This is a genomic window from Rhizobium skierniewicense Ch11, from assembly GCF_023757665.1.
GTDB classification, from domain to species: domain Bacteria; phylum Pseudomonadota; class Alphaproteobacteria; order Rhizobiales; family Rhizobiaceae; genus Agrobacterium; species Agrobacterium skierniewicense.
Window position 1 is genome coordinate 193,277 of the sequence record NZ_RXPG01000016.1, and the last position, 19,829, is coordinate 213,105.

17 protein-coding genes are annotated in these 19,829 nt (G+C 55.6%); 10 read left to right on the top strand and 7 right to left on the bottom strand.

All coding sequences use genetic code 11. The features are described from left to right. The first annotated feature begins 157 nt into the window (after nucleotides 1-157). The 3 genes from EKM04_RS13470 (at nucleotide 158) to EKM04_RS13480 (ending at nucleotide 3,745) form a co-directional block, all read left to right on the top strand. Entirely contained in the window at nucleotides 158-1,675 is a 1,518-nt protein-coding gene (locus EKM04_RS13470) for a sugar ABC transporter ATP-binding protein (protein ID WP_183895097.1), read from the top strand. 48 nt (nucleotides 1,676-1,723) lie between these two features. After that, nucleotides 1,724-2,731, top strand: coding sequence for an ABC transporter permease (locus EKM04_RS13475; RefSeq protein ID WP_174155561.1), 1,008 nt, complete (start codon nucleotides 1,724-1,726; stop codon nucleotides 2,729-2,731). Nucleotides 2,732-2,797: 66 nt separating this feature from the next. Further along, complete coding sequence (locus EKM04_RS13480; protein WP_183894942.1) at nucleotides 2,798-3,745, top strand: substrate-binding domain-containing protein; 948 nt, start codon at nucleotides 2,798-2,800, stop codon at nucleotides 3,743-3,745. Between the two features lie 55 nt (nucleotides 3,746-3,800). Here the strand turns inward: EKM04_RS13480 and EKM04_RS13485 are convergent, their stop codons facing one another. From EKM04_RS13485 to EKM04_RS13495, 3 genes are all read right to left on the bottom strand, one after another. Continuing rightward, nucleotides 3,801-5,054, bottom strand: a complete 1,254-nt coding sequence (locus tag EKM04_RS13485) for an NAD(P)/FAD-dependent oxidoreductase (protein ID WP_174155559.1) — start codon at nucleotides 5,052-5,054, stop codon at nucleotides 3,801-3,803. An 81-nt stretch (nucleotides 5,055-5,135) separates the two neighbouring features. Further along, entirely contained in the window at nucleotides 5,136-6,707 is a 1,572-nt protein-coding gene (locus EKM04_RS13490) for a glycosyltransferase family 39 protein (RefSeq protein WP_174155558.1), read from the bottom strand. Nucleotides 6,708-6,828: 121 nt separating this feature from the next. Beyond that, entirely contained in the window at nucleotides 6,829-9,120 is a 2,292-nt protein-coding gene (locus EKM04_RS13495; protein ID WP_183894944.1) for an NADP-dependent malic enzyme, read from the bottom strand. 329 nt (nucleotides 9,121-9,449) lie between these two features. Between EKM04_RS13495 and EKM04_RS13500 the strand changes: the two genes are divergently transcribed. The 3 genes from EKM04_RS13500 to EKM04_RS13510 all read left to right on the top strand — a co-directional run bounded on the left by EKM04_RS13500 (nucleotide 9,450) and on the right by EKM04_RS13510 (nucleotide 12,110). Beyond that, entirely contained in the window at nucleotides 9,450-10,880 is a 1,431-nt protein-coding gene (locus EKM04_RS13500) for a mannose-1-phosphate guanylyltransferase/mannose-6-phosphate isomerase (protein ID WP_183894946.1), read from the top strand. Nucleotides 10,881-11,098: 218 nt separating this feature from the next. Then, complete coding sequence (locus tag EKM04_RS13505) at nucleotides 11,099-11,626, top strand: DUF992 domain-containing protein (RefSeq protein ID WP_183894948.1); 528 nt, start codon at nucleotides 11,099-11,101, stop codon at nucleotides 11,624-11,626. 100 nt (nucleotides 11,627-11,726) lie between these two features. Beyond that, nucleotides 11,727-12,110, top strand: coding sequence for a c-type cytochrome (locus EKM04_RS13510; RefSeq protein WP_183894950.1), 384 nt, complete (start codon nucleotides 11,727-11,729; stop codon nucleotides 12,108-12,110). 4 nt (nucleotides 12,111-12,114) lie between these two features. On the opposite strand, the gene recX is transcribed toward EKM04_RS13510, so the two are convergent. From recX to EKM04_RS13530, 4 genes are all read right to left on the bottom strand, one after another. Then, nucleotides 12,115-12,666, bottom strand: a complete 552-nt coding sequence (gene recX / locus EKM04_RS13515) for a recombination regulator RecX (protein ID WP_412762962.1) — start codon at nucleotides 12,664-12,666, stop codon at nucleotides 12,115-12,117. Between the two features lie 60 nt (nucleotides 12,667-12,726). Further along, nucleotides 12,727-13,956 carry an adenylate/guanylate cyclase domain-containing protein gene (locus EKM04_RS13520; RefSeq protein ID WP_174155553.1) on the bottom strand — a complete coding sequence of 410 codons (1,230 nt, stop codon included), beginning with the start codon at nucleotides 13,954-13,956 and terminating at the stop codon, nucleotides 12,727-12,729. A 211-nt stretch (nucleotides 13,957-14,167) separates the two neighbouring features. Further along, nucleotides 14,168-14,584: a helix-turn-helix domain-containing protein gene (locus EKM04_RS13525; RefSeq protein WP_234900425.1), complete on the bottom strand. Its 417-nt coding sequence runs from the start codon at nucleotides 14,582-14,584 to the stop codon at nucleotides 14,168-14,170. Nucleotides 14,585-14,689: 105 nt separating this feature from the next. Next, a complete protein-coding gene (locus EKM04_RS13530; RefSeq protein WP_174155580.1) occupies nucleotides 14,690-15,586 on the bottom strand; it encodes a helix-turn-helix domain-containing protein in 897 nt (298 codons plus the stop codon). An 84-nt stretch (nucleotides 15,587-15,670) separates the two neighbouring features. Between EKM04_RS13530 and EKM04_RS13535 the strand changes: the two genes are divergently transcribed. The 4 genes from EKM04_RS13535 to EKM04_RS13550 all read left to right on the top strand — a co-directional run bounded on the left by EKM04_RS13535 (nucleotide 15,671) and on the right by EKM04_RS13550 (nucleotide 19,822). Continuing rightward, entirely contained in the window at nucleotides 15,671-16,945 is a 1,275-nt protein-coding gene (locus EKM04_RS13535; RefSeq protein ID WP_183894952.1) for an ABC transporter substrate-binding protein, read from the top strand. Between the two features lie 82 nt (nucleotides 16,946-17,027). Beyond that, on the top strand, nucleotides 17,028-17,888 hold the full coding sequence (locus EKM04_RS13540; protein WP_183894954.1) for a carbohydrate ABC transporter permease: 861 nt from the start codon (nucleotides 17,028-17,030) through the stop codon (nucleotides 17,886-17,888). Continuing rightward, the gene (locus EKM04_RS13545; protein WP_183894956.1) at nucleotides 17,885-18,721 is read left to right on the top strand and encodes a carbohydrate ABC transporter permease; all 837 of its coding nucleotides are present in this window, start codon (nucleotides 17,885-17,887) and stop codon (nucleotides 18,719-18,721) included. Before EKM04_RS13540 ends, EKM04_RS13545 begins: the two co-directional genes overlap by 4 nt. A 15-nt stretch (nucleotides 18,722-18,736) precedes the next feature. Continuing rightward, nucleotides 18,737-19,822 carry an ABC transporter ATP-binding protein gene (locus EKM04_RS13550; protein ID WP_183894958.1) on the top strand — a complete coding sequence of 362 codons (1,086 nt, stop codon included), beginning with the start codon at nucleotides 18,737-18,739 and terminating at the stop codon, nucleotides 19,820-19,822. Nucleotides 19,823-19,829: the final 7 nt, after the last annotated feature.

Genomic DNA, 19,829 nt, shown 5'->3' on the forward strand with positions numbered 1-19,829 from the left:
TGTACGCGACCGGACACTACACGGCGCTGATGATCCGTCAAATCCGATCGATCAAATCCGTGTGCTCAGGTGGATGTAAACCTTTACATGGGTCATGTAAAGGTTTACATGACTGTTCAAGAGGTGGAGCTACCTGGGGAGGGGTGCCATGGAGAGGATGACCGCCGAGAGCGGAGACACCGTGCTGTCGGCACGTCGAATCTCTAAATCATTCAATGGTGTTCAGGTGCTCTTCAGCGTCAATTTTGAGCTCAAGCGGGGTGAAATCCACGCGCTTATGGGCGAAAACGGCGCTGGCAAATCGACCCTCGTCAAAGTTCTCTCCGGTTTCGAGCAGCCAAATTCAGGTGAAACCCTTCTTGATGGCGTGCCTGTGAAGCTGCCGCCAAATGGAACGGCTGAGTCTCTTGGTATCGTTATCATTCACCAGGAGTTCAATCTTGCCGAACATCTCACTGTGGCTGAAAGTCTGTTTTTAGGGCGGGAAGTCACGCGCTTCGGAATACTCGACCGCAAAGCCATGAGCGCGGCAACGCGATGTGTGCTGGATGAACTCGGTTGCACGGTGGATGAAAACGCGCTGATCGGCACATTGTCGATTGCCGAAAAGCAAATGGTGGAAATTGCCAAGGCTATCAGCCGCGATGCCCGCATCGTGTTCATGGATGAGCCAACCGCTGTCTTGTCGCGTGACGAGACCAGCTACCTGTTCCAGCAGGTCCGCAAATTGCGCGACAAGGGTACGAGCTTCGTCTTCGTATCCCATAAGCTGGACGAGGTCATGGAACTGACCGACCGGGTGACTGTCCTTCGGGATGGTCATTGGGTGAAAACTGCACCGACAGCCTTGCTGGATGGCGAGGCGATTGCGCAGTTGATGGTCGGACGAGAACTGTCGAGCCTTTATCCGGCCAAACGTGAGCCCGATGTCGATGAGGAGATTGTTCTCAAGGTCGATGGCCTCTCGACCCGCTATGTCAAGGATGTGACGTTCGGCTTGCGCAAAGGCGAAATCATCGGTTTTTCTGGCCTGATCGGTTCCGGCCGCACCGAGCTTGCAGAAGCGATTGTCGGGCTGCGCAATCGCACAGCCGGTGAGGTGGATGTCAACGGGCATGTGTTGCCGCCCCATGATCTGCATGCCTCGATTGCTGCCGGGCTTGCCTACATGACGAAAGACCGTAAATCCAAGGGCCTTCTGTTGGGTGCCGGGATGGGCCTCAACCTGACCCTCCAATCCCTCGAACGGCATGGCAAGTTCGGTTATCTCAGCGCGTCCAGCGAAGCCAGATCACTCGACAGAGCGCGTCGGCGTTTCGATATCCGCGTGCGGGATGGTAGCGTCGTCGTTGGGCGCATGTCAGGTGGAAATCAGCAGAAGTTGCTGCTTGCCAAAGTCATGGAAACTGAACCAAAAATCATCATCATCGACGAACCCACGCGAGGCATCGATGTGGGGACAAAACAACAAATCTACCATTTCATTTCGGCTTTGGCGCGCGATGGCCACTCGGTCATCGTGGTGTCGTCTGAAATGCAGGAGGTCATCGGGCTTTGCACCCGGGTTGCTGTTATGCGCGAAGGGCGCCTTGTCGGCATTCTGGAAGGTGACGAAATCAACGAACGGGAAATCATGCGTTACGCAGCGGGACTAAAAACGAAGACGGCAGCATAACGAGCGGTCAAATGACCGATACGACAGGTTGGGAGGTCTGTTTTGGGTATGAGCATAAGTGAAGACAGCAAAGAGAAAAAGGCAGGGCGATCCCTGCGCGATATAGACCTGCGGGCCGTCGCACCCTTTGTCGCCCTGGCCCTGTTGCTGATCTTTGGAGCGATGGTCAATCCGAATTTCATCAGCCTCAATAATCTCACGAATGTCGCCACCCGGAGCGCATTCATCGCCATTATCGCTGTGGGCGCGACGTTCGTGATTTCCGCCGGAGATCTTGATCTGTCGGTCGGTTCCATGGTTGCCTTTGTTGCAAGCCTCATGATCTTGCTGATGAATTCCAGCGTCGTGGCGGACCCGACCTCCATGCTGGTCTTGGCCATGGTCTTTGCGCTGGTGGTCGGTGCCCTTTGCGGACTTGCCAACGGCTTGATCACGACAGTGGGAAAGATCGAACCCTTCATCGCAACGCTGGGCACCATGGGTGTGTATCGTGGGTTGACGACGTGGCTTTCGCAGGGCGGCGCGATTACGCTGCGGGATCCTCAGCTACAGGCTATGTACCGTCCGGTTTATTTCGGATCGTTCCTGGGAATACCGCTGCCAATCCTCGCCATACTGATCGTGACGGCGATTGCCGCCTTTGTTCTCTACCGTACCCGGTACGGACGTCACGTTACGGCAGTCGGTTCAAACCGTGACGTTGCGAAATACTCCGGTGTCACGGTCAATCGCGTCCGCACGGTGGCCTTTGTCATCCAGGGACTTTGTGTGGCCATCGCCGTTCTTCTCTACGTGCCGAGACTGGGCTCCACGTCGGCAACGACGGGCATGATGTGGGAATTGCAGGCCATCACGGCGGTCGTGGTCGGTGGTACCGCGCTCAAAGGCGGCGCTGGCCGAGTGTGGGGCACGATTTGCGGTGCATTCATTCTCGAACTCGTCGGCAACATCATGCTGCTTTCGAACTTCATCAGCGAATATCTGATCGGTGCCATACAGGGTGCGATCATCATTATCGCCATGCTGGTGCAGCGGTCGTTGATGCGTCGCTCTTAGAGGTTTCGGGTTCACGGGTCGCCCGGTTCTGAAAATAAAGACCTTATCTATGTGGGAGGAAAACACATGAAAAAGAAACTGTTGGGAATGGCCGTGGCGCTGGTCGCGCTTTCGAGTGCGGTTCAAGCCCAGGATAAAAAGGTAACGATCGGCGTTTCGATCCCTGCGGCCGATCACGGCTGGACCTCTGGTGTGGTCTATCATGCGGAGCGCGTGGCGAAACTGCTAATGCAGGAGCATCCAGGTCTCAACGTCATCGTCAAGACATCGCCGGATGCTGCGACCCAGGCAAATGCCGTGCAGGATCTGGAGACGCAGGGCATCGACGCGCTCGTCATTCTGCCGTCAGATCCTGATCCGCTGGTTAACGCGATCAAGGAAGTGAAAAGCAATGGCAAATTCGTGGCCCTCGTTGATCGTGCACCGAGCGTCAACGACGACAGCGTCCGCGATCTCTATGTTGCTGGTAACAATCCGGCGTTGGGCGAAGTCGCGGGCAAATACATCGCAGAGACGACACCAGAGGCTGAAGTCGTCGTCATTCGTGGTCTGCCGATCCCGATCGATCAGCAGCGACAGGATGGGTTCGACAAGGGAATTGCTGGCTCCAAAGTTAAAATTCTGGACCGTCAGTTCGGTAACTGGAACCGCGACGACGCCTTCAAAGTCATGCAGGACTATCTGACGAAATATCCGAAGATCGATGTCGTCTGGTGTCAGGATGACGATATGGCTGTTGGCGTCCTCCAGGCAATCGAGCAGGCTAAGCGCACCGATATCAAATACGTGATTGGTGGTGCCGGTTCCAAGGATATGATCAAGAAGGTCATGGATGGCGCCGAGATGATCCCTGTGGATGTTCTCTACCCGCCAGCGATGGTCGCCACGGCAATGCAGCTGACCGCCGCCAATTTCTACGATCAGGTTCCTGTCCGCGGCACCTACATTCTGGACGCAACCCTCGTCACGAAGGACAATGCGGAGGGTTTCTACTTCCCTGACTCACCGTTCTAGGACCTGGTGAAGATGGTCAGGCCCGTTCGAGAGAGCGGGCCTTTTTCTGTTGCGATCAGGAAAAACGGCTTGCCCGGAACGGGTCAACGGGGATGGACGTGTCCACCTCCGTCACAAGTTCCGTGACGAGCTTTGCCGTTGCTGCGGACTGCGTGAGACCAAGGTGTCCGTGGCCGAATGCATAGATGACGGATCTGCTGGCACGTGATGGGCCGATGACGGGCAGGCAATCCGGCATGGATGGGCGCAGACCCATCCACTGCTTTCCGTCCTTGGTCTTCAATTCGGGAAGAAAACGGCCCGCCTTTTTCAGCAGGGCCTCGGATCGGCGGAAGTTCGGTGGCAGGTGCAGGCCGCCAAGTTCCACTGCGCCGCCAACGCGGATGCCGGATGATAACGGCGTTACGACGAACGCGTGGTCATTGAAATAAAGCTGCCGGGTCAAGTTAAATGAGCCAGTCGGCAATGTGGTGTTGTAGCCGCGCTCGGTTTCCAGCGGTACGGTGTTCCCCAGAGATGCGGCCAGCGGTTTGGACCACGCGCCACAGGCGACGATGACCTTGTCCGCTGTTATGATCTGGCCGTTGGCCAGCGTGACGATGGCCCTGTCGCCCGACATGGCAATGCCCGAGGCCTCGCCTTTGCGCAAAATCGCGCCTCTTGCGATAACAAGGTCGGCAATCGCTCGCGTGAAGGCTTGTGGATCACCAACCTGTAGACCATCGGGGCTGTACATGGCGTGCTGGAACTGCGGTGCCAGTCCAGGCTGCAACGTCTCGATCTCGTCGCGTCCGACCCGCGTAAATGTAAAGCCGGCACGGGCCTTCTCGTCCCAGTCGCCACGAGCCGCATCAAAGCTTGCCCGGCTGTCGTACAGATCAAGCGTTCCCGTGTTCGATATGTGGTGAGCCAGTTCCGGCATGGCTGCCACCCTCTGCATTTCGTCCGCCGCAAGCTTCATCATAGTCTTCTGCACGCTGAGACCGTGTTCGAAGGCACGCGGTGAACTGGCTTTCCTGAACCGCCATAGCCAAGGTGCGATCTTTAGCGCGTAGGCCGGGGGAATGCTGAGTGGGCCAAGTGGATCGATGAGCCATTTGGGCGCTTTTTTCATCACGCCAGGTGCTGCCATTGGAATGATTTCAGGGAAAGCAAGAATACCCGCATTGCCAGCGCTTGCGCCTTCCGCAACGCCTTCCCGCTCCAGCAGAGTGACGCGCCTTCCGGAATCTTGCAGATAGAGAGCCGACATCACACCGATGATGCCGGCGCCGATGATCAGCACATCGCACTGTTCCGATGAATTCATCAAAATCACCCCATGTCAGACGGCACAGATAGCACGCTTAAATGCAAACTGTCGACAAGATTGACGATCTGGAGACCATCGTCAGTTTTTGATGATGTTCGATGGTTTTACCACGGCGTAATTGAACTCCAGGACCTTGTTCTTGACGGGATAATAAAGTGGCACATCCAGTCTGGTCGCTGTGACCCCTTCGACCTTGGCATGCATCTGGTCTCCTAGCCATTTGGTCATCACCTCCAGTTCTTTGGTGTCATTGCCTGTCCAGACCATGAGAACGGGCCGATCTTCCGAAAGTGCGAAAACGGGGTCGTAATCGTCATAGATTGTCGTCCCGACGGGAATGGCATCGAACACGAAACGCAGATTGCCGCCGCTTGGCCAATTCGGCGTGACGACGAGTGACGGCGAAATCCTTTTGTCATCGACGATGTGGTCACGAAATGCTTGCCAGTCGTAATTGGAACTGGACACTCTGCCCATGAAGGCTGTCAAAGGCTGCGAGAGCAGCATGGCGAGCGGAACGATCACCATGACGAAAAGTCCGAGGGGAATGAATTTGCCCGACACGCGTTCCACATTCGCAACCCGTTGCTCGAGAAAGAGCGTTGCCAGGATGGGAAATGGCAGAAGCAATGGCAGCAGCCACCGGTCGCGCAGTTCGGTCATTGTCGTCATCAGGATGACTGTTGTCATCAAGATTGCGATGGCTATGAAATAGGTGATGAAAAAACGCAACCAGACGGTGTCGGCCGTTGCGGCAGGGCGCTTCTTTTCCTGACGGGCGGAAAGCCAGAGCAACAAGGCCGGCAAAGCAAGGATGATTGCAGAGCTGGAAACGAAACGGCCCAGCCCGCGTGCGATCTGCAAAAAACGGCTTTCCGGTGCATCTTCAGCCATTCGCTCCAACGTCACCTCTGAAGCGAAGCTCAGATTGTCGATCAGCCAGAACACGTGCGGGATGAAGACAACAAGGCTGATGCCAAGCGTGAGCAGGAAACGTTTGTCGAAAATCCGCGCGCGGCCTGTGGGATGGAACCAGACGGCTACCAGCAAGGCTGGAAGCATGAGCGCAAAATTGTACTTCGACAGCATGCCGAGGCCAGCGGCCAGGCCGACGAGGACATAGCCGGCTGTCGTCGGGCGCTGTATCAGTTTGATCGTGCAGTAGATGAGGGATGCAAAGGTCAGCATCAGCATGGCGGTGTGTGTCAGGTCGCGTTGCGCCTGCCAGAACACCTGAGGTACGACAAAAAGCGCCATTGCCGCCACAACGACAAGGCGCTTGTTCTCAAGAACCAGTTCAGCCGTTTTGGTGTAGATGGCAAAGGTCAGAAACAAAATAAAGTTCTTGGCCAAAGCCAAGGTCACCATCGAGGTTCCGAAGACCGCGAAAACACCCTGCTGATACCAGTTGTACAGAGGCGGCTGTGCGTCATAGCCAAGTGCCAGCCATTGCGCGAAAAGGACCTGCTGTGCCTCATCGATGCGAAGAGCGGGCGGCACAAGCTGCCGCACGATGGTCTGGACAAGAAAGTAGATTCCGAAGAGCACAATCACAGCATTTGGATTGTTAGTCAGGCAGAGCAAAATCCTTTTGCCGCGCCCATTTGTTTCCGTTGACGGCGTCCCTGCCGAATGTACCGTCATAGCCATGCGTCGTCCATTGAGTGTTCATGCAGCATAATTTTTCGCGAAGAAGCTGTATTATGTGGCCGAACCATGGCGCCTTTTGGAGTTCTGCCACAAACATAACGTGATCTGTGGCAGCGAGTGATCAAAAGCCGCCGGAATTATAGGCGGCAATGGCAGCCATGTTGACGATATCGCTGTCTTTTGCACCCATTGAGGTGATCTGGACGGATTTATCCAGCCCCACCAGCAACGGGCCGATGACAGTTGCACCACCCAGCTCCTGCAACATCTTTGTCGATATCGACGCCGAGTGGATGGCAGGCATGACCAGAACGTTGGCCGCACCAGACAGGCGCGTGAACGGGTACTGGCTCTGCATCTTGTGGTGGTTCAGCGCAACGTCTGCGGCCATCTCTCCATCGACCTCGAAGGTCACGTTGCGTTTATCCAGTATGCGGACCGCTTCACGGACCTTGTCGGAACGCTCACCCACCGGGTGGCCGAAGGTCGAATAGGCCAGCATGGCGACCCGTGGCTCGTAGCCGAAGCGGCGAGCCAGACCTGCTGCTTCCTCTGCGATATCGGCAAGGTCTTCGGCGGACGGCATGTCATGAACGGCGGTGTCGGCCACAAAGACCGTGCGGTTTCGCGAGACCACCAGCGATACGCCGATCACCCGATGGCCGGGTTTGGTGCTGATGCAACGGCGCACGTCTTCCAGGGCCGTTGAATAATTACGGGTCGTGCCCGTCACCATTGCGTCGGCATCACCAAGCGCCACCATGCAGGACGCGAAGTGGTTTCTGTCATTGTGCACCAGACGCTGAACGTCGCGCAGCAGGAAACCTTGCCGCTGCAAGCGCGCATAGAGATAATCGATATAGGCATCGACGCGCGCGGACAGGCGTGCATTGGTGATCTTGATGTTGGGGCGGTCCAGATCTATGCCCGCACGCTCAGCATTGGCACGAATGATATCGTCCCGACCGAGCAGAATGGCGGTGCCGAGACCCTGCGCGGTATAAGAAATAGCCGCACGCATGACCTGTTCTTCTTCGGCTTCCGCAAAAACGACGCGACGCGGAGAACGGCGGACCCGCTCGTACAGGCGCTGCGTGGTCGACGCCATGGGGTCGCGCCGTGCGGAAAGTTCGCGAGAATATTCTTCGAGATCGCCCAACTCACGGCGGGCAACGCCCGTTTCCATGGCAGCTTTTGCAACAGCCACAGGGATTGCCGAAATCAAACGCGGATCGAATGGAACGGGAATGATGTATTGTGGTCCAAACCGTGGACGCACACCCTGATAGGCGGCGGCCACATCGTCTGGAACATCTTCACGGGCAAGATCGGCGAGCGCCTTGGCGGCGGCAATCTTCATCGCATCGTTGATCTGGCTGGCGCGAACATCCAGCGCGCCACGGAAGATGTATGGGAAACCGAGGACGTTGTTGACCTGGTTGGGATAATCGGAGCGCCCCGTCGCCATGATGGCGTCATCACGAATTCGGGCGACCTCCTCCGGCGTGATTTCCGGATCAGGGTTTGCCATGGCAAAGATAATCGGCTTAGGCGCCATTGAGCGGATCATGTCTTCGGTAAACGCACCCTTTTGCGAAAGACCGAACACAACGTCGGCACCCTTCATCGCTTCTTCAAGCGTCCGGTTGTCCGTCTTTGCCGCGTGCGCGGATTTCCACTGGTTCATCCCCTCGGTGCGGCCCTGGTAGATCACGCCCTTGGTATCGCACAGGATGATGTTTGCCGGGTTGAAACCCATCGCCTTGATCAGGTCCATGCACGCGATCGCAGCAGCACCCGCACCGTTGCAAACCAGTTTTGTCGTATTGAAATCACGGCCCGTCAGCGCAATGGCGTTAATGAGGCCGGCGGCGGCAATGATCGCCGTGCCGTGCTGGTCGTCATGGAAAACCGGAATATCCATGAGTTCACGCAGGCGGCTCTCGATGATGAAACACTCTGGCGCCTTGATATCTTCCAGATTGATGCCGCCAAAGGAGGGGCCGAGATAGCGCACGCAATTGATGAATTCGTCTGCATCTTCCGTATCGACTTCAAGATCGATCGAATCGACGTCGGCAAAACGTTTGAACAGAACAGATTTGCCTTCCATCACCGGCTTGGACGCCAACGCGCCAAGGTTTCCAAGTCCCAGAATGGCAGTGCCGTTGGAAATGACGGCGACCATGTTGCCACGGGTGGTGTAGTCGTAGGCGGTATCGGGGTTCTCTGCGATGGCTTTCACAGGGACCGCGACGCCCGGTGAATAGGCCAGAGAAAGATCGCGCTGGGTCGCCATCGGCTTTGTCGGGGTGATCTCGAGTTTGCCTGGACGGCCTTGTGAGTGGAAGTCTAGAGCCTCTTGATCCGTTACGGACGTTTTGCCGTTCGTGGATGTCGTTTTGTCGGACATGACTCCCCCTTCTCTTTTTCTTTATCAAATGGTGGTCGTTGTTATTGTATTTTTCATGACGCTGCCAAGTGTTCAGTGTCCTTCATGGCGATTAATCCGACGGAACAGAGGAAATCAGAACGCTTCAATCGATTAGGCGTCCTGTTTTCAGGAACCGCAGCCTGATGTCGTCGTTGAAAAACCGTCAGGTCGGTTACAGTCGGAGGACTGAATGCAGGAAAAGGTTTCGGGGCCGGGTGGCGCTGAAGCTTGGCATTCACTTCCACACGTGTTTTGGTGCCGACCGAACGCATAGGACGCAAGTGACTTGGAATTGGAAAGGTAGAAACGTGAGCGCACAAACTCGAAAGATTATCCCGGTACTTCTGGCAGGTGGCGCTGGATCGAGACTATGGCCGGTATCACGCGACCAATTGCCAAAACAGTTTCAGCCACTCGTTGGTAGCCTGTCTACCTATCAACAGACCCTCCAGCGTGTAAGCGACGCCGCGCTTTATGACGAGCCGCTCGTCATCACGAATGAGGATTTTCGTTTCTTCGCGCGACGGCAGGCCGAAGAGATCGATTTGAAAGCAACGGTGGTTCTGGAACCTGCACGTCGCGACAGCGCTGCCGCGATGGCTGCTGCCGCTGTGCTCGCAGAGCGACGGGAACCGGGATCGCTCGTTCTCGCGCTCGCTGCCGACCACGTGGTATTGGACAATGAAAAGTTTTCGGACGCCGTCAGGTTGGGTGCAGAAGCAGCCGAGCAGGGTAACATCGTGGTGTTCGGTCTTACACCCACCGAACCAAGAACCTCCTATGGCTACATCAATCCCGGCGAGCCTATCAATGGCAATCAAGATCTGTGTGTCGTTGAAGCCTTCGTGGAAAAGCCAGATGAAGAAACGGCCATTTCGTACGTCGAGAAAGGTTACCTTTGGAATTCCGGGAACTTCCTTTTCCGCTCAGACGTAATGATATCAGAGCTCTCGGCCTATGCTCCGGACATTCTCTCGGCTGTCACGCGCTCGGTTGACGAACAGGAAAGCGACCTTGGCTTTGTGCGTTTGCACAAGGAGAGTTTTGAAGCGTCGCCAAAAAACTCCATTGATTACGCGGTCATCGAAAACACCAAGCGCATGGCTGTCGTTCGCGGCCATTTCCGTTGGTCGGACATCGGCAGCTGGGATGCAATCTGGGAGATCGCCGACAAGCTGGACGATAACAATGCTGTTGAGGGCCAGGGGCTGTTCATCGATTCCGAGGGGTGCCTGATTCACTCCACCAGCATTCTGACAACGGTGGTTGGAGCCAAGGATCTCGTCGTTGTTGCCACCAAAGACGCCGTTCTCGTAACCCCGAAAGACAGGGTCCAGAGCGTCAAAGGTCTCGTTGAGACTCTAAAAGACAGCGATCACGCTCACAAAACGGAGGTCCACAAGCGCGCCTACCGACCTTGGGGCCACATAGAGCAGACAGACTTCGGTGCGCGCTACCGAGTCAGCCACCTCAAGGTTGAGCCTGGACACCGAATCTCGCTTCAGCAGCACTATCATCGTTCGGAGCATTGGATCATCGTCCGCGGTACCGCGACCGTTACCATCGATGACCAGACGCGGTTGTTGACGGAAAACGAATCGGTCTACATCCCTCTCGGCAAACCGCACCGTCTGGCAAACGAGGGACAAATCCCTCTTGAGCTTATCGAAATCCAGACAGGCTCGTATTTCGGCGAAGACGATATCAAGCGACTGGAAGACGATTATCGGAGAGACTGATACAGGACTTGTCACGCAGAATAGCCTGTCAAAATGAGGCGCCCTAACAGCGCCTCATTGGCAATCTAGCTGCCGATGTGTCCTATCCGCCGATTGTTTTGCCGACATAGTCTGCAATTGGATCGATTTTCCGGAACAAACGTTAATGGTGCGCCATTTACAGTCCGAAAAGGGCAACGGGGCTGCCGCGGGTAAAGAATTAAACAGGAGAAAACAATATGAAAAAGGCTCTAGCCGTCACCTTCGCCGCATTCACACTTGGTCTCGGTGGAACTGCCAGCGCAATCGCAGCAGACCTCACCAACTATCAGGAACCTCAGGAGCAGGACGAGCGCAACGGCGTAAAAATCGGCTACCTTACATGTGAAGTTGGCGGTGGCGTAGGCTACGTCGTCGGCTCTGCAAAAGAGCTCGATTGCACGTTTCAGTCGACGATGGGCGCGCGCCGCACAGACCACTACAGCGGTGCGATTCGTAAGGTTGGCGTAGACCTCGGCTTCACGACTCAGGGTCGTCTGGTCTGGGCGGTGTTTGCTCCGACCGCTGGTTATCACAAGGGTTCACTCGGTGGCCTTTACCAGGGTGCGACCGCTGAAGCCACCGTTGGCCTCGGTGTCGGTGCCAACATTCTCGTCGGCGGCACATCTGGATCAATCCAGCTTCAGACCGTCAGCGTGACTGGCCAGGTAGGCCTGAATCTGGCAGCGACTGGCACATCCGTGACGTTGAACCCGATCAGCGGCTGATAGGTCGGTCAATCTGACGCATTCTAAAAAGCGCCCTTTCTGTCATATGACAGGGAGGGCGCTTTTGTATCTGGGTCTGGATAGGTTCGTGAAGATGACGATGAGACTGAAGGTTTTGGTGCTATCCTCTTTGCTTCTCTCCGCGTCTGCAGTGTTGGCTGAAGGTGATGCGGCGCGTGGCGAGCAATCATTCAGCAAATGTTCCGCCTGTCACAACATCGACTCACCCCGGACCCGGCTTGGGCCGCATCTCATGGGTGTCGTCGGCCGACCGGCGGGTTCGGTCCCGGACTACAAATATTCGCAGGCGATGATAGACGCGGGGGCGCAGGGAATGGTCTGGACGGACGAAAAGCTGAAGGAATTTCTATACAGTCCGAAGAAAAGCGTGCCAGGCACGGCAATGCGCTTTTTTGGGTTGTGGAGTGAAAGCGAGATCGATGATCTGATCGCCTATATGAAAACGGTGCAGGCGCCAAAGTAGCTCGTCAGAGCGGGCTGTCTGCCAATATGGCTTCCGCTTCGTCCGGTGTCATCCTGTAGACGCGACCGGCAATGTCAAAACTGTACCCGTTGCGTGCGAAGGCGGATATTTCCTTTTGCATTCGCTTTTCATCTGGTTCTTCCCTCCGAAATGGGCCAAACCGGCGTTTGCGCGCCATCACGACGGCCGAATAGAGATCGTCGGTTTCATTCAACGCTTTCTCCGCGATCTCCTTGCTCACGCCTTTGATGCTCAGCCTCTGTGCGATGGCCCGCCGTGATCGGCCGCTCCGGATGGCTGATCTCGTCGCGCTTTCGGCATAGGCGACATCGTCGAGCGCTTTGAGATCGTGACCGAACTTTACCGCCGCATGGGCAAGTGCGTCGACTTGCTCTGGCGTTATCTCTTCGAATTTCTGCTTTGCCTTGCGCTTGATGGCATCGAACAACTGCCGTTCCGTCAGCATCTGGCGCTGAAGCCGGTAAATGGTCGAGTTGCGCACCCAGGTCAGCATTCTGGCGGTGGGGGCAACGGGTGCTTCCATGTCATCGTTCAACGACATCAGGTCCTATCGCAATGTTCAGTTCGGGCTTTCGGTGCTCATATATTGCAAAACTCAACCCCTGTCAGGCACGGGCAATGCATAAACATGAATAGAGTTTTCAAGGCCGCGCAAAGTCTGCGTTCCGATGCTCTCGAAATCTCTGATGTTTCCTGCCATCTCGACAAAGGTCTGGGACATGAGCACCGGTCGTTTTATCTGCTTCGTCAGGCTTTCCAATCGCGATGCGACGTTGACGGCAGGGCCGATGACGGTGAAATCCAGTCGGTTTTTCGAGCCTATGTTGCCATACATCACATCGCCCGCATGGACGCCGATACCATAGCCAAGCGGCTCGTGGCCGCGCTTGATGTTGGCCTCATTCAACGCTTGCAGGTGGACCTGCGCCTCCTCTATCGCGGCAACGAGGTTCTTGCAGGCATCTGGATTGCTCAACGGAAAGATGGCCAGAAGACCATCGCCCATGAATTTCAGGATTTCGCCACCGAATTTCTCGATCGGGTCGGACATGGCATCAAAATAGGCGTTCAGAAGTTCGATCACATCGTCGCGTGGCCACAGATCGGAAATATGGGTGAAATCGCGCAGGTCACAAATCAGGATCGCGGCGCCAACAGTCGTTCCGCTGCCTCTTCGCGTTGCGCCGTCCAGAATGGCCTGGCTGGCATGCGGACCGACATAGGTTTCCAGAAGCGTTCGTGCGATACGGTTCTTGAGCCGAATTTCCGACACCAGAGATATCACGGGGACGATGCTCCGCAGCATCTCGATCTCCGCATCGGTAAAACCGCCCGGTTGGTCGCTGGAGAATGTTACCACGTGACGCTTCTCAAAAGTGTGTTTGAGCGGCCACGCGCAATATTCGGTCAAACCCTCGGCACGCAACTCTGCATAGATTGCGAACTCCGGGTCTACCGGTGGAACATCAAGCCTGTAACGAAGTTCTTCCGTGCCCGAATTTATTTCGTGTATCGGAGAGTTACGATACTCCTGCGTATTCTCCGTGCCATAGGCATAGGTCGTGAACTCGGCGTCTGCTCGATCTTTTGTCCAGAGTATTCGAGCGCCCCGCCATTGTGGATGCTCGACCATGAAATTCAACGACGCCCTGGCGACTGAAACGCCTGAACCATTTAACCTTTGGCAAAGCTCCACGAAGATATTGTCAATGAAACGCTGTTCATGGGTTTCGAGGACCAGCCAGTTCAAGATTTCGGAACGCTGCGATGGCCAGAGTTGGTCTGTTGCACGGTGGTGCGACAGGTCGGCGTGATCGTCTGTCATAAGGTTTCCACAGGTCAGGTCATCAGTCATAAAATAGTCGTCACCGAGACAGGCATCTGGCTACGCGACCCTGATGTGGGATTTGGAAAAGTGATTTTTAAGGGGATATCGAAAACTTGGGAAAAATACAATTTCCTCGCCGGTCCTGCCGATAAAAATTCGGTAGCGGCAGGCGAGGAAAGGCCCTCTTTATCGAGGGTGGCGGAAGTGATCAGACAATGTTTGAGAGCGGAATTTGCAAAGCTGCAGCGACACGCTGGATATGCGAAGGATTGCTGTCAGAACCGTCTTCCAATGCGGCGATTTCCTGCACTGTCAGTCCGCAGGTGATCGCGAGCTGTTCGATCGTGTAGCCGGCGGTGTGTCGGGCTGCAGCAATTTTTTCCGCAAATGGCGCGTCTGTCTGATCGCTGGAATAAAGATGAGTCACGGATATTGTCATTAAAATCTCCCTTGGAATGGATATTGAATAGACCCGGGGTCCATTGGAGTTACCGGCACTGAATGCGATAGCGCTGCATAAGGAGAGACTATGCTGCAGCGCAGCACGGAAAATAGCCATCTTTTCGATGGGAGCAACAGTTAAATTTTGGTAAGGATTCAGGTGGGCGGCTTGAACATACGTCATATGGTGTCGGGTTTTCAAATTTATGATTATAAATCAATCACTAACGGAATGATTTCATATCACTGGTAACCGCTGATGCTGGTTTGCACCAATCCAAGGCCAGCCCTATGGCGATAGATTAAACCGCATCCCACGCCGAAAGTTTGACGGAGACATGCCGGCGACCTGCTTGAAGGCCTTGTTGAAGGCGCTGACGGAGCCAAATCCACTTTCCATTGCGACCTGAAGCACGTTGTCGTTGTCATTGATAAGCATCGCTTGTGCCCGGGAAAGACGCAGCAACGTCAGGTATTTGATCAAGGTCATGCCCGTGGATTTCCGAAACAGATTCATGGCATATTTCGGATGAAGGTTGGCGGAACGTGCGATATCCCCCGCGTCGATATCCTCCAGAAAATTGGCTGCTATGAAGTCGCACATGCGCACGACGCTGGCCGAATGCGAACTGTCCCCGTCATTTGCTTTACTGGTTCGCAGCGCAGGTGAAATGACCGTATAGGGTTCGAGAAACATTCGTTCAATACGCAGAAGCAACTCCTCCACGGCGTTTTCGGCTTTCTGTGGGTCGCCGGAATCTGCATAGCGGAACCAGCGAGAAAAGTTTTCCTGGTCTGATGTGTCAGTCACCGATGTCAGCATCGTCGCACCTCCCATCAACATCGTGGAAACGGCGGCAGGAAGACGCATGCGGAAAAAATGCACGAGCGGCAGATGCGCGCCTGCATAAAAAGAATCCTCCGAGGACTCGTCCATCTGGTGTGCCTGTCCACCCCAGAAGAGGCACATCTGCCCGGCATCCAGGTGCAGTGAGTGGTCGCCCATGCGGTAGTGAACGCTGCCCGACATAACATAGTTGATTTCGATTTGGGCATGCCAGTGTGGCATCAGCATCATCTGAGGATGCGCGCGAAAAAATTGCAGCTTCGTGGGGGTGCCTTCGATGCTGCTTGCACCCGGCTGATAGATGGCTCGTTCCTCGACCTTACTTTTCGCCAAATCGATATACCCTTTCAACGAGACAGATTTCAACCACTCGCTAATCTGCCCTTGTCGTTGGAGGACGGCAATTGAAAAGGGAGGTTTTCAATGGACTTTAAATTTATCGGCGCGTCCGTATCGCTGGCGTTGCTCGCTGCCACGCCTGCTGCTGCACAATCGACCACGATTACCGTCTGGAGCTGGAACGTTGCCGCATCCGCTTTGAAATCCACGCTGGAGGGTTTCAACAAGCAGAATCCTGATATCAAAGTCGACGTTCAAGACCTCGGGAACAGTCAGGTCTATGACAAGGCAATTGCCGCTTGCGCCGCAGGCGGTGAAGGTTTGCCGGACATCGTCACAGTGGAAAATTTTGAGGCAGAGGTGTTCTGGAGCCGCTTCCCGGATTGCTTCGCGGATGTGACGCAACTTGGCTATACACCCGAAAAGCAAGCGCTGTTCCCGGATTTCAAGCGGACGGAATTGGAAGTCGATGGCGTTGCCTATGCCGTGCCATGGGATTCCGGTCCAGTTGCAATGTTTTATCGCCGGGACTTTTATGAAAAGGCAGGTGTCGATCCCGCGACCGTCAAGACGTGGGATGATTTCATCGCAGCGGGCAAGAAGGTGATGGCCGCCAACCCCGGCACAGTCATGACACAGGCCGACTTCAACGGGGATAGCGAATGGTTTCGCATGATCGCCAACGAGCAGGGTTGCGGTTACTTTTCGACCGATGGCCAGACCATCACCATCAACCAGCCCGCTTGCGTGGCTACGCTCGATAAGCTCAAGCAGATGAAGGACGCTGGCATCATAACCGCCGCGATCTGGGATGAAAAAATCCAGTCGAACACCTCTGGCAAGGTGGCAACCCAGATGTATGGCGGCTGGTTCGAAGGGACGGTTCGGTCCGGTTCACCTGATCTGGCTGGCAAATGGGGCGTTTACACCATGCCGAGCCTGACGGCGGATGGTCCACATGCTGCCAACCTTGGCGGGTCTTCGCTGGCCATCAGTTCCATGTCCGAGAATAAGGAAGCGGCGTGGAAGTTCATTGACTACGCGCTGCTCACGAATGAAGGGCAGATCACCATGCTGAAATCTTTCGGCCTGGTACCCTCGTTGCTCTCTGCCGACAAAGACCCTTTCGTCAAGGAACCACAAGCCTATTGGGGCGGTCAGGCGGTATGGTCTGACATTCTCGCCACGTTGCCGAAGATCGTGCCAAGCCGAGGGACTGCTTTTCAGTCCGATGCTGAAGGGATCTTCCGCGCAACGCAAACCAAATATCTGGCGGGCGGTTTCCCGGATGCCAAGACCGCTCTCGATGATGCTGCCAAGCAAATCGAGGCCGCAACGGGACTCCCCACTGCACAATAGCCTCCCAGGCTGATCGTCGCCGGGCGCTTTTTGCGAAAAGCGTCTGGCTCCACGCACCATCTGGCTTCGTGAGGTCATTAATATGCCGTTGCGCAACAGGGTCGCTTACGCCTTTCTTGCCCCCTATCTGCTGATTTTTGCCACCTTCTGGCTGTGGCCGATCATCAGTTCGTTTTTATTGTCTTTTCAAAATACCCGCATCAATCCCTGGCGGTTCGCACCATCGATGAACTGGGGACGGCTGTTCGGCGATCCGGCATTCTATAATGCTCTCCAGAACACCATCGTCATCCTCATCGTTCAGGTGCCGGTGATGATCGCGCTGGCCACCATCATGGCTGTGCTGTTGAACTCGCCACTCCTGAAAGCGCGTCCGTTGTTCCGCTTTGCCTTCTTTGCCCCTGTCGTTGTCGGTGAGGTTGCCTATGCAGCGGTGTTCCGCCTGATGTTCAGCGCCGACTTCGGCATCATTAACAAGTTCATCATGTCGATCGGGCTTCCACCCGTTTCCTGGTTTGATAATGGCACGGCCGCCATGGCTGTCATCATCATTGCCGTGACCTGGCGCTGGGCCGGTTACAACGCCATCATCATTCTGGCGGGGCTGCAATCCATCCCCGGCGATGTCTATGAGGCGGCGAGGCTCGATCGTGTCAGCAAACGCCAGCAATTTCTCCACATCACTCTGCCGTTGCTGAAACCGATCATCATGTTTTGTGTCGTGCTATCGGTCATCGGCACCATGCAGTTGTTCACTGAACCCTTTCTCATAACCAACAGAGGCGGGCCGGGTGGCGCGACCGAGACGCTCGGTATTTTCCTTTACCGTCAGGGCTTTACGGCGTTGAACTTCGGCTATGCCTCCGCCATCGCCTATACGATTGCTGCCTTGGCTGTCGTCATCTCGCTGTTTCAACTGTGGGTCGGGAGGGACGCGAAATGAGGTCCAGATCAAAGTCTCTGCTGTGGCAAAAAATCGGCCTGCACGCCGTGTTGTTGCCGCTTGCCGTCATCTGGCTGTTTCCGATCTGGATGATGTTTGTTTTTTCGACCATGCCTGATAACGGCATCTTCAGCCCCAATATTGAGCTTCTGCCATCCACGCATTTTCTGGAAAATTTTCAGAATCTTCAGGCCGATACCGATTTCGTGCGTGCCATGACGATCTCCATCGGCGTCGCCTTGGTTTATACCGTGCTGTCGGTCATGCTCACGTCGATGGCGGGCTGGGCATTGGCACGGTATCGTTTTGCAGGCCGTTCCGTCGTCGTCGCAATCATTCTGGGAACGATCACACTGCCCTATGCGGTCGTCGTCATTCCGCAATTCATCATGGTGGCGCGGGAATTCAAGCTTGCCAATACATGGGTCGCGCTCATCGTGCCGCCGCTGTTCAATTCGCTTGGTGTTCTGTTCATGCGGCAATCCTTCTCCATGATGCCGACGGAACTGTTTGATGCGGCCCGCGTCGAAGGCGTCAAGGAGTGGCAAATCTTTCTTCGCATTGCTCTGCCGCTCGCACGTCCGACCATGGCGGCCTTGTCGATCATTCTGTTTCTCGCATCGTGGAACAATTATCTCTGGCCACTGCTGATCAACTCGAAGCCGGGCATGATGACGGCACCCGTTGCGTTAGGCTCGCTGATTGGTCTCACCAAGGTGTCGTGGGGTGGCATCATGGCAGGCGCGGTTCTGCTGACCGGGCCTGTTCTCATCATCTTCGTGGCTCTGCAGCGCCATTTCATCGCCGGCATTTCTGCCGGTGCCGTCAAGTAATCCGGGAGGAACCGCATGGCGGAACTGTCACTGAAAAACGTCGTCAAACGCTACGCCGCGCTGGAGGTCATCCACGGGGCCAATCTTGAGATTGCCGATGGCGAATTCGTCGTCTTTGTCGGACCATCCGGTTGCGGAAAATCCACTCTTTTGCGCATGATCGCTGGCTTGGAGGAGATTTCCGATGGTGAGATCAGCATTGGCGGCAAGGTCGTCAACGATGCCGAGCCGACCGATCGCGGGATTGCCATGGTCTTCCAGTCCTATGCGCTTTATCCGCATATGACGGTCGAGCAGAACCTCTCTTTCGGATTGCGGATGAACGGAAACCCAAAGGCCGATACGGACCAGCGTGTGAAACGTGCAGCCGATATTCTCCAGATCAACGAGCTGATGGCGCGCCGCCCCAAACAGCTCTCCGGTGGTCAGCGCCAGCGTGTCGCCATCGGGCGCGCCATCGTTCGCCAGCCTCGCGTGTTTCTGTTCGATGAACCCCTGTCGAACCTCGATGCGGAACTCCGGGTCCAGATGCGCGTGGAAATCTCCCGGCTTCACAAGCAGTTGGGAACCACGATGATCTATGTCACGCACGACCAGACCGAGGCCATGACGCTGGCAGACAAGATCGTGGTGTTGCGGGCAGGTCATATTGAACAGATCGGCGCACCGCTCGATCTCTACGATGATCCCGCAAACCGGTTTGTTGCAGGTTTCGTCGGCTCGCCCAAAATGAATTTTCTGCCCGCAAAGGTCGTGGGACGGTCCGACAGCGGCGTAACCTTGTCTCTGACCCATGATCCGGACGTCCGCATCACCCTGCCTCTCTCATCGCCGGTCGAGGACGGTCGCGATGTCGTTCTGGGCATTCGTCCTGAACATTTCGGGCAGGTCGGAACGGGCGATGCCGATCTGAATGTCGAGATCGATGTCGCCGAGCATCTCGGTAACACCAGCTACGTCTATGCACGAATGGCTGGCGATATTCCCATGGTGATCGAACAACCGGAATCACGCCACTCGACAAACCAGCAGCGTCTGACCGTTGCGATTTCGGCGGCCAAGGCCTTCCTTTTTGACAGCGCGGGGCAGCGCCTGCGCTGAACCGTTT

Excerpts from the sequence above, each read along its gene's own strand:
- EKM04_RS13470 (WP_183895097.1), top strand. The coding sequence starts at position 158 with ATGACCGCCGAGAGCGGAGACACCGTGCTGTCGGCACGTCGAATCTCT.
- EKM04_RS13475 (WP_174155561.1), top strand. The coding sequence starts at position 1,724 with ATGAGCATAAGTGAAGACAGCAAAGAGAAAAAGGCAGGGCGATCCCTG.
- EKM04_RS13480 (WP_183894942.1), top strand. The coding sequence starts at position 2,798 with ATGAAAAAGAAACTGTTGGGAATGGCCGTGGCGCTGGTCGCGCTTTCG.
- EKM04_RS13485 (WP_174155559.1), bottom strand. The coding sequence starts at position 5,054 with ATGAATTCATCGGAACAGTGCGATGTGCTGATCATCGGCGCCGGCATC.
- EKM04_RS13490 (WP_174155558.1), bottom strand. The coding sequence starts at position 6,707 with ATGGCTATGACGGTACATTCGGCAGGGACGCCGTCAACGGAAACAAAT.
- EKM04_RS13495 (WP_183894944.1), bottom strand. The coding sequence starts at position 9,120 with ATGTCCGACAAAACGACATCCACGAACGGCAAAACGTCCGTAACGGAT.
- EKM04_RS13505 (WP_183894948.1), top strand. The coding sequence starts at position 11,099 with ATGAAAAAGGCTCTAGCCGTCACCTTCGCCGCATTCACACTTGGTCTC.
- EKM04_RS13510 (WP_183894950.1), top strand. The coding sequence starts at position 11,727 with ATGAGACTGAAGGTTTTGGTGCTATCCTCTTTGCTTCTCTCCGCGTCT.
- EKM04_RS13520 (WP_174155553.1), bottom strand. The coding sequence starts at position 13,956 with ATGACAGACGATCACGCCGACCTGTCGCACCACCGTGCAACAGACCAA.
- EKM04_RS13525 (WP_234900425.1), bottom strand. The coding sequence starts at position 14,584 with ATGACGTATGTTCAAGCCGCCCACCTGAATCCTTACCAAAATTTAACT.
- EKM04_RS13535 (WP_183894952.1), top strand. The coding sequence starts at position 15,671 with ATGGACTTTAAATTTATCGGCGCGTCCGTATCGCTGGCGTTGCTCGCT.
- EKM04_RS13540 (WP_183894954.1), top strand. The coding sequence starts at position 17,028 with ATGCCGTTGCGCAACAGGGTCGCTTACGCCTTTCTTGCCCCCTATCTG.
- EKM04_RS13545 (WP_183894956.1), top strand. The coding sequence starts at position 17,885 with ATGAGGTCCAGATCAAAGTCTCTGCTGTGGCAAAAAATCGGCCTGCAC.
- EKM04_RS13550 (WP_183894958.1), top strand. The coding sequence starts at position 18,737 with ATGGCGGAACTGTCACTGAAAAACGTCGTCAAACGCTACGCCGCGCTG.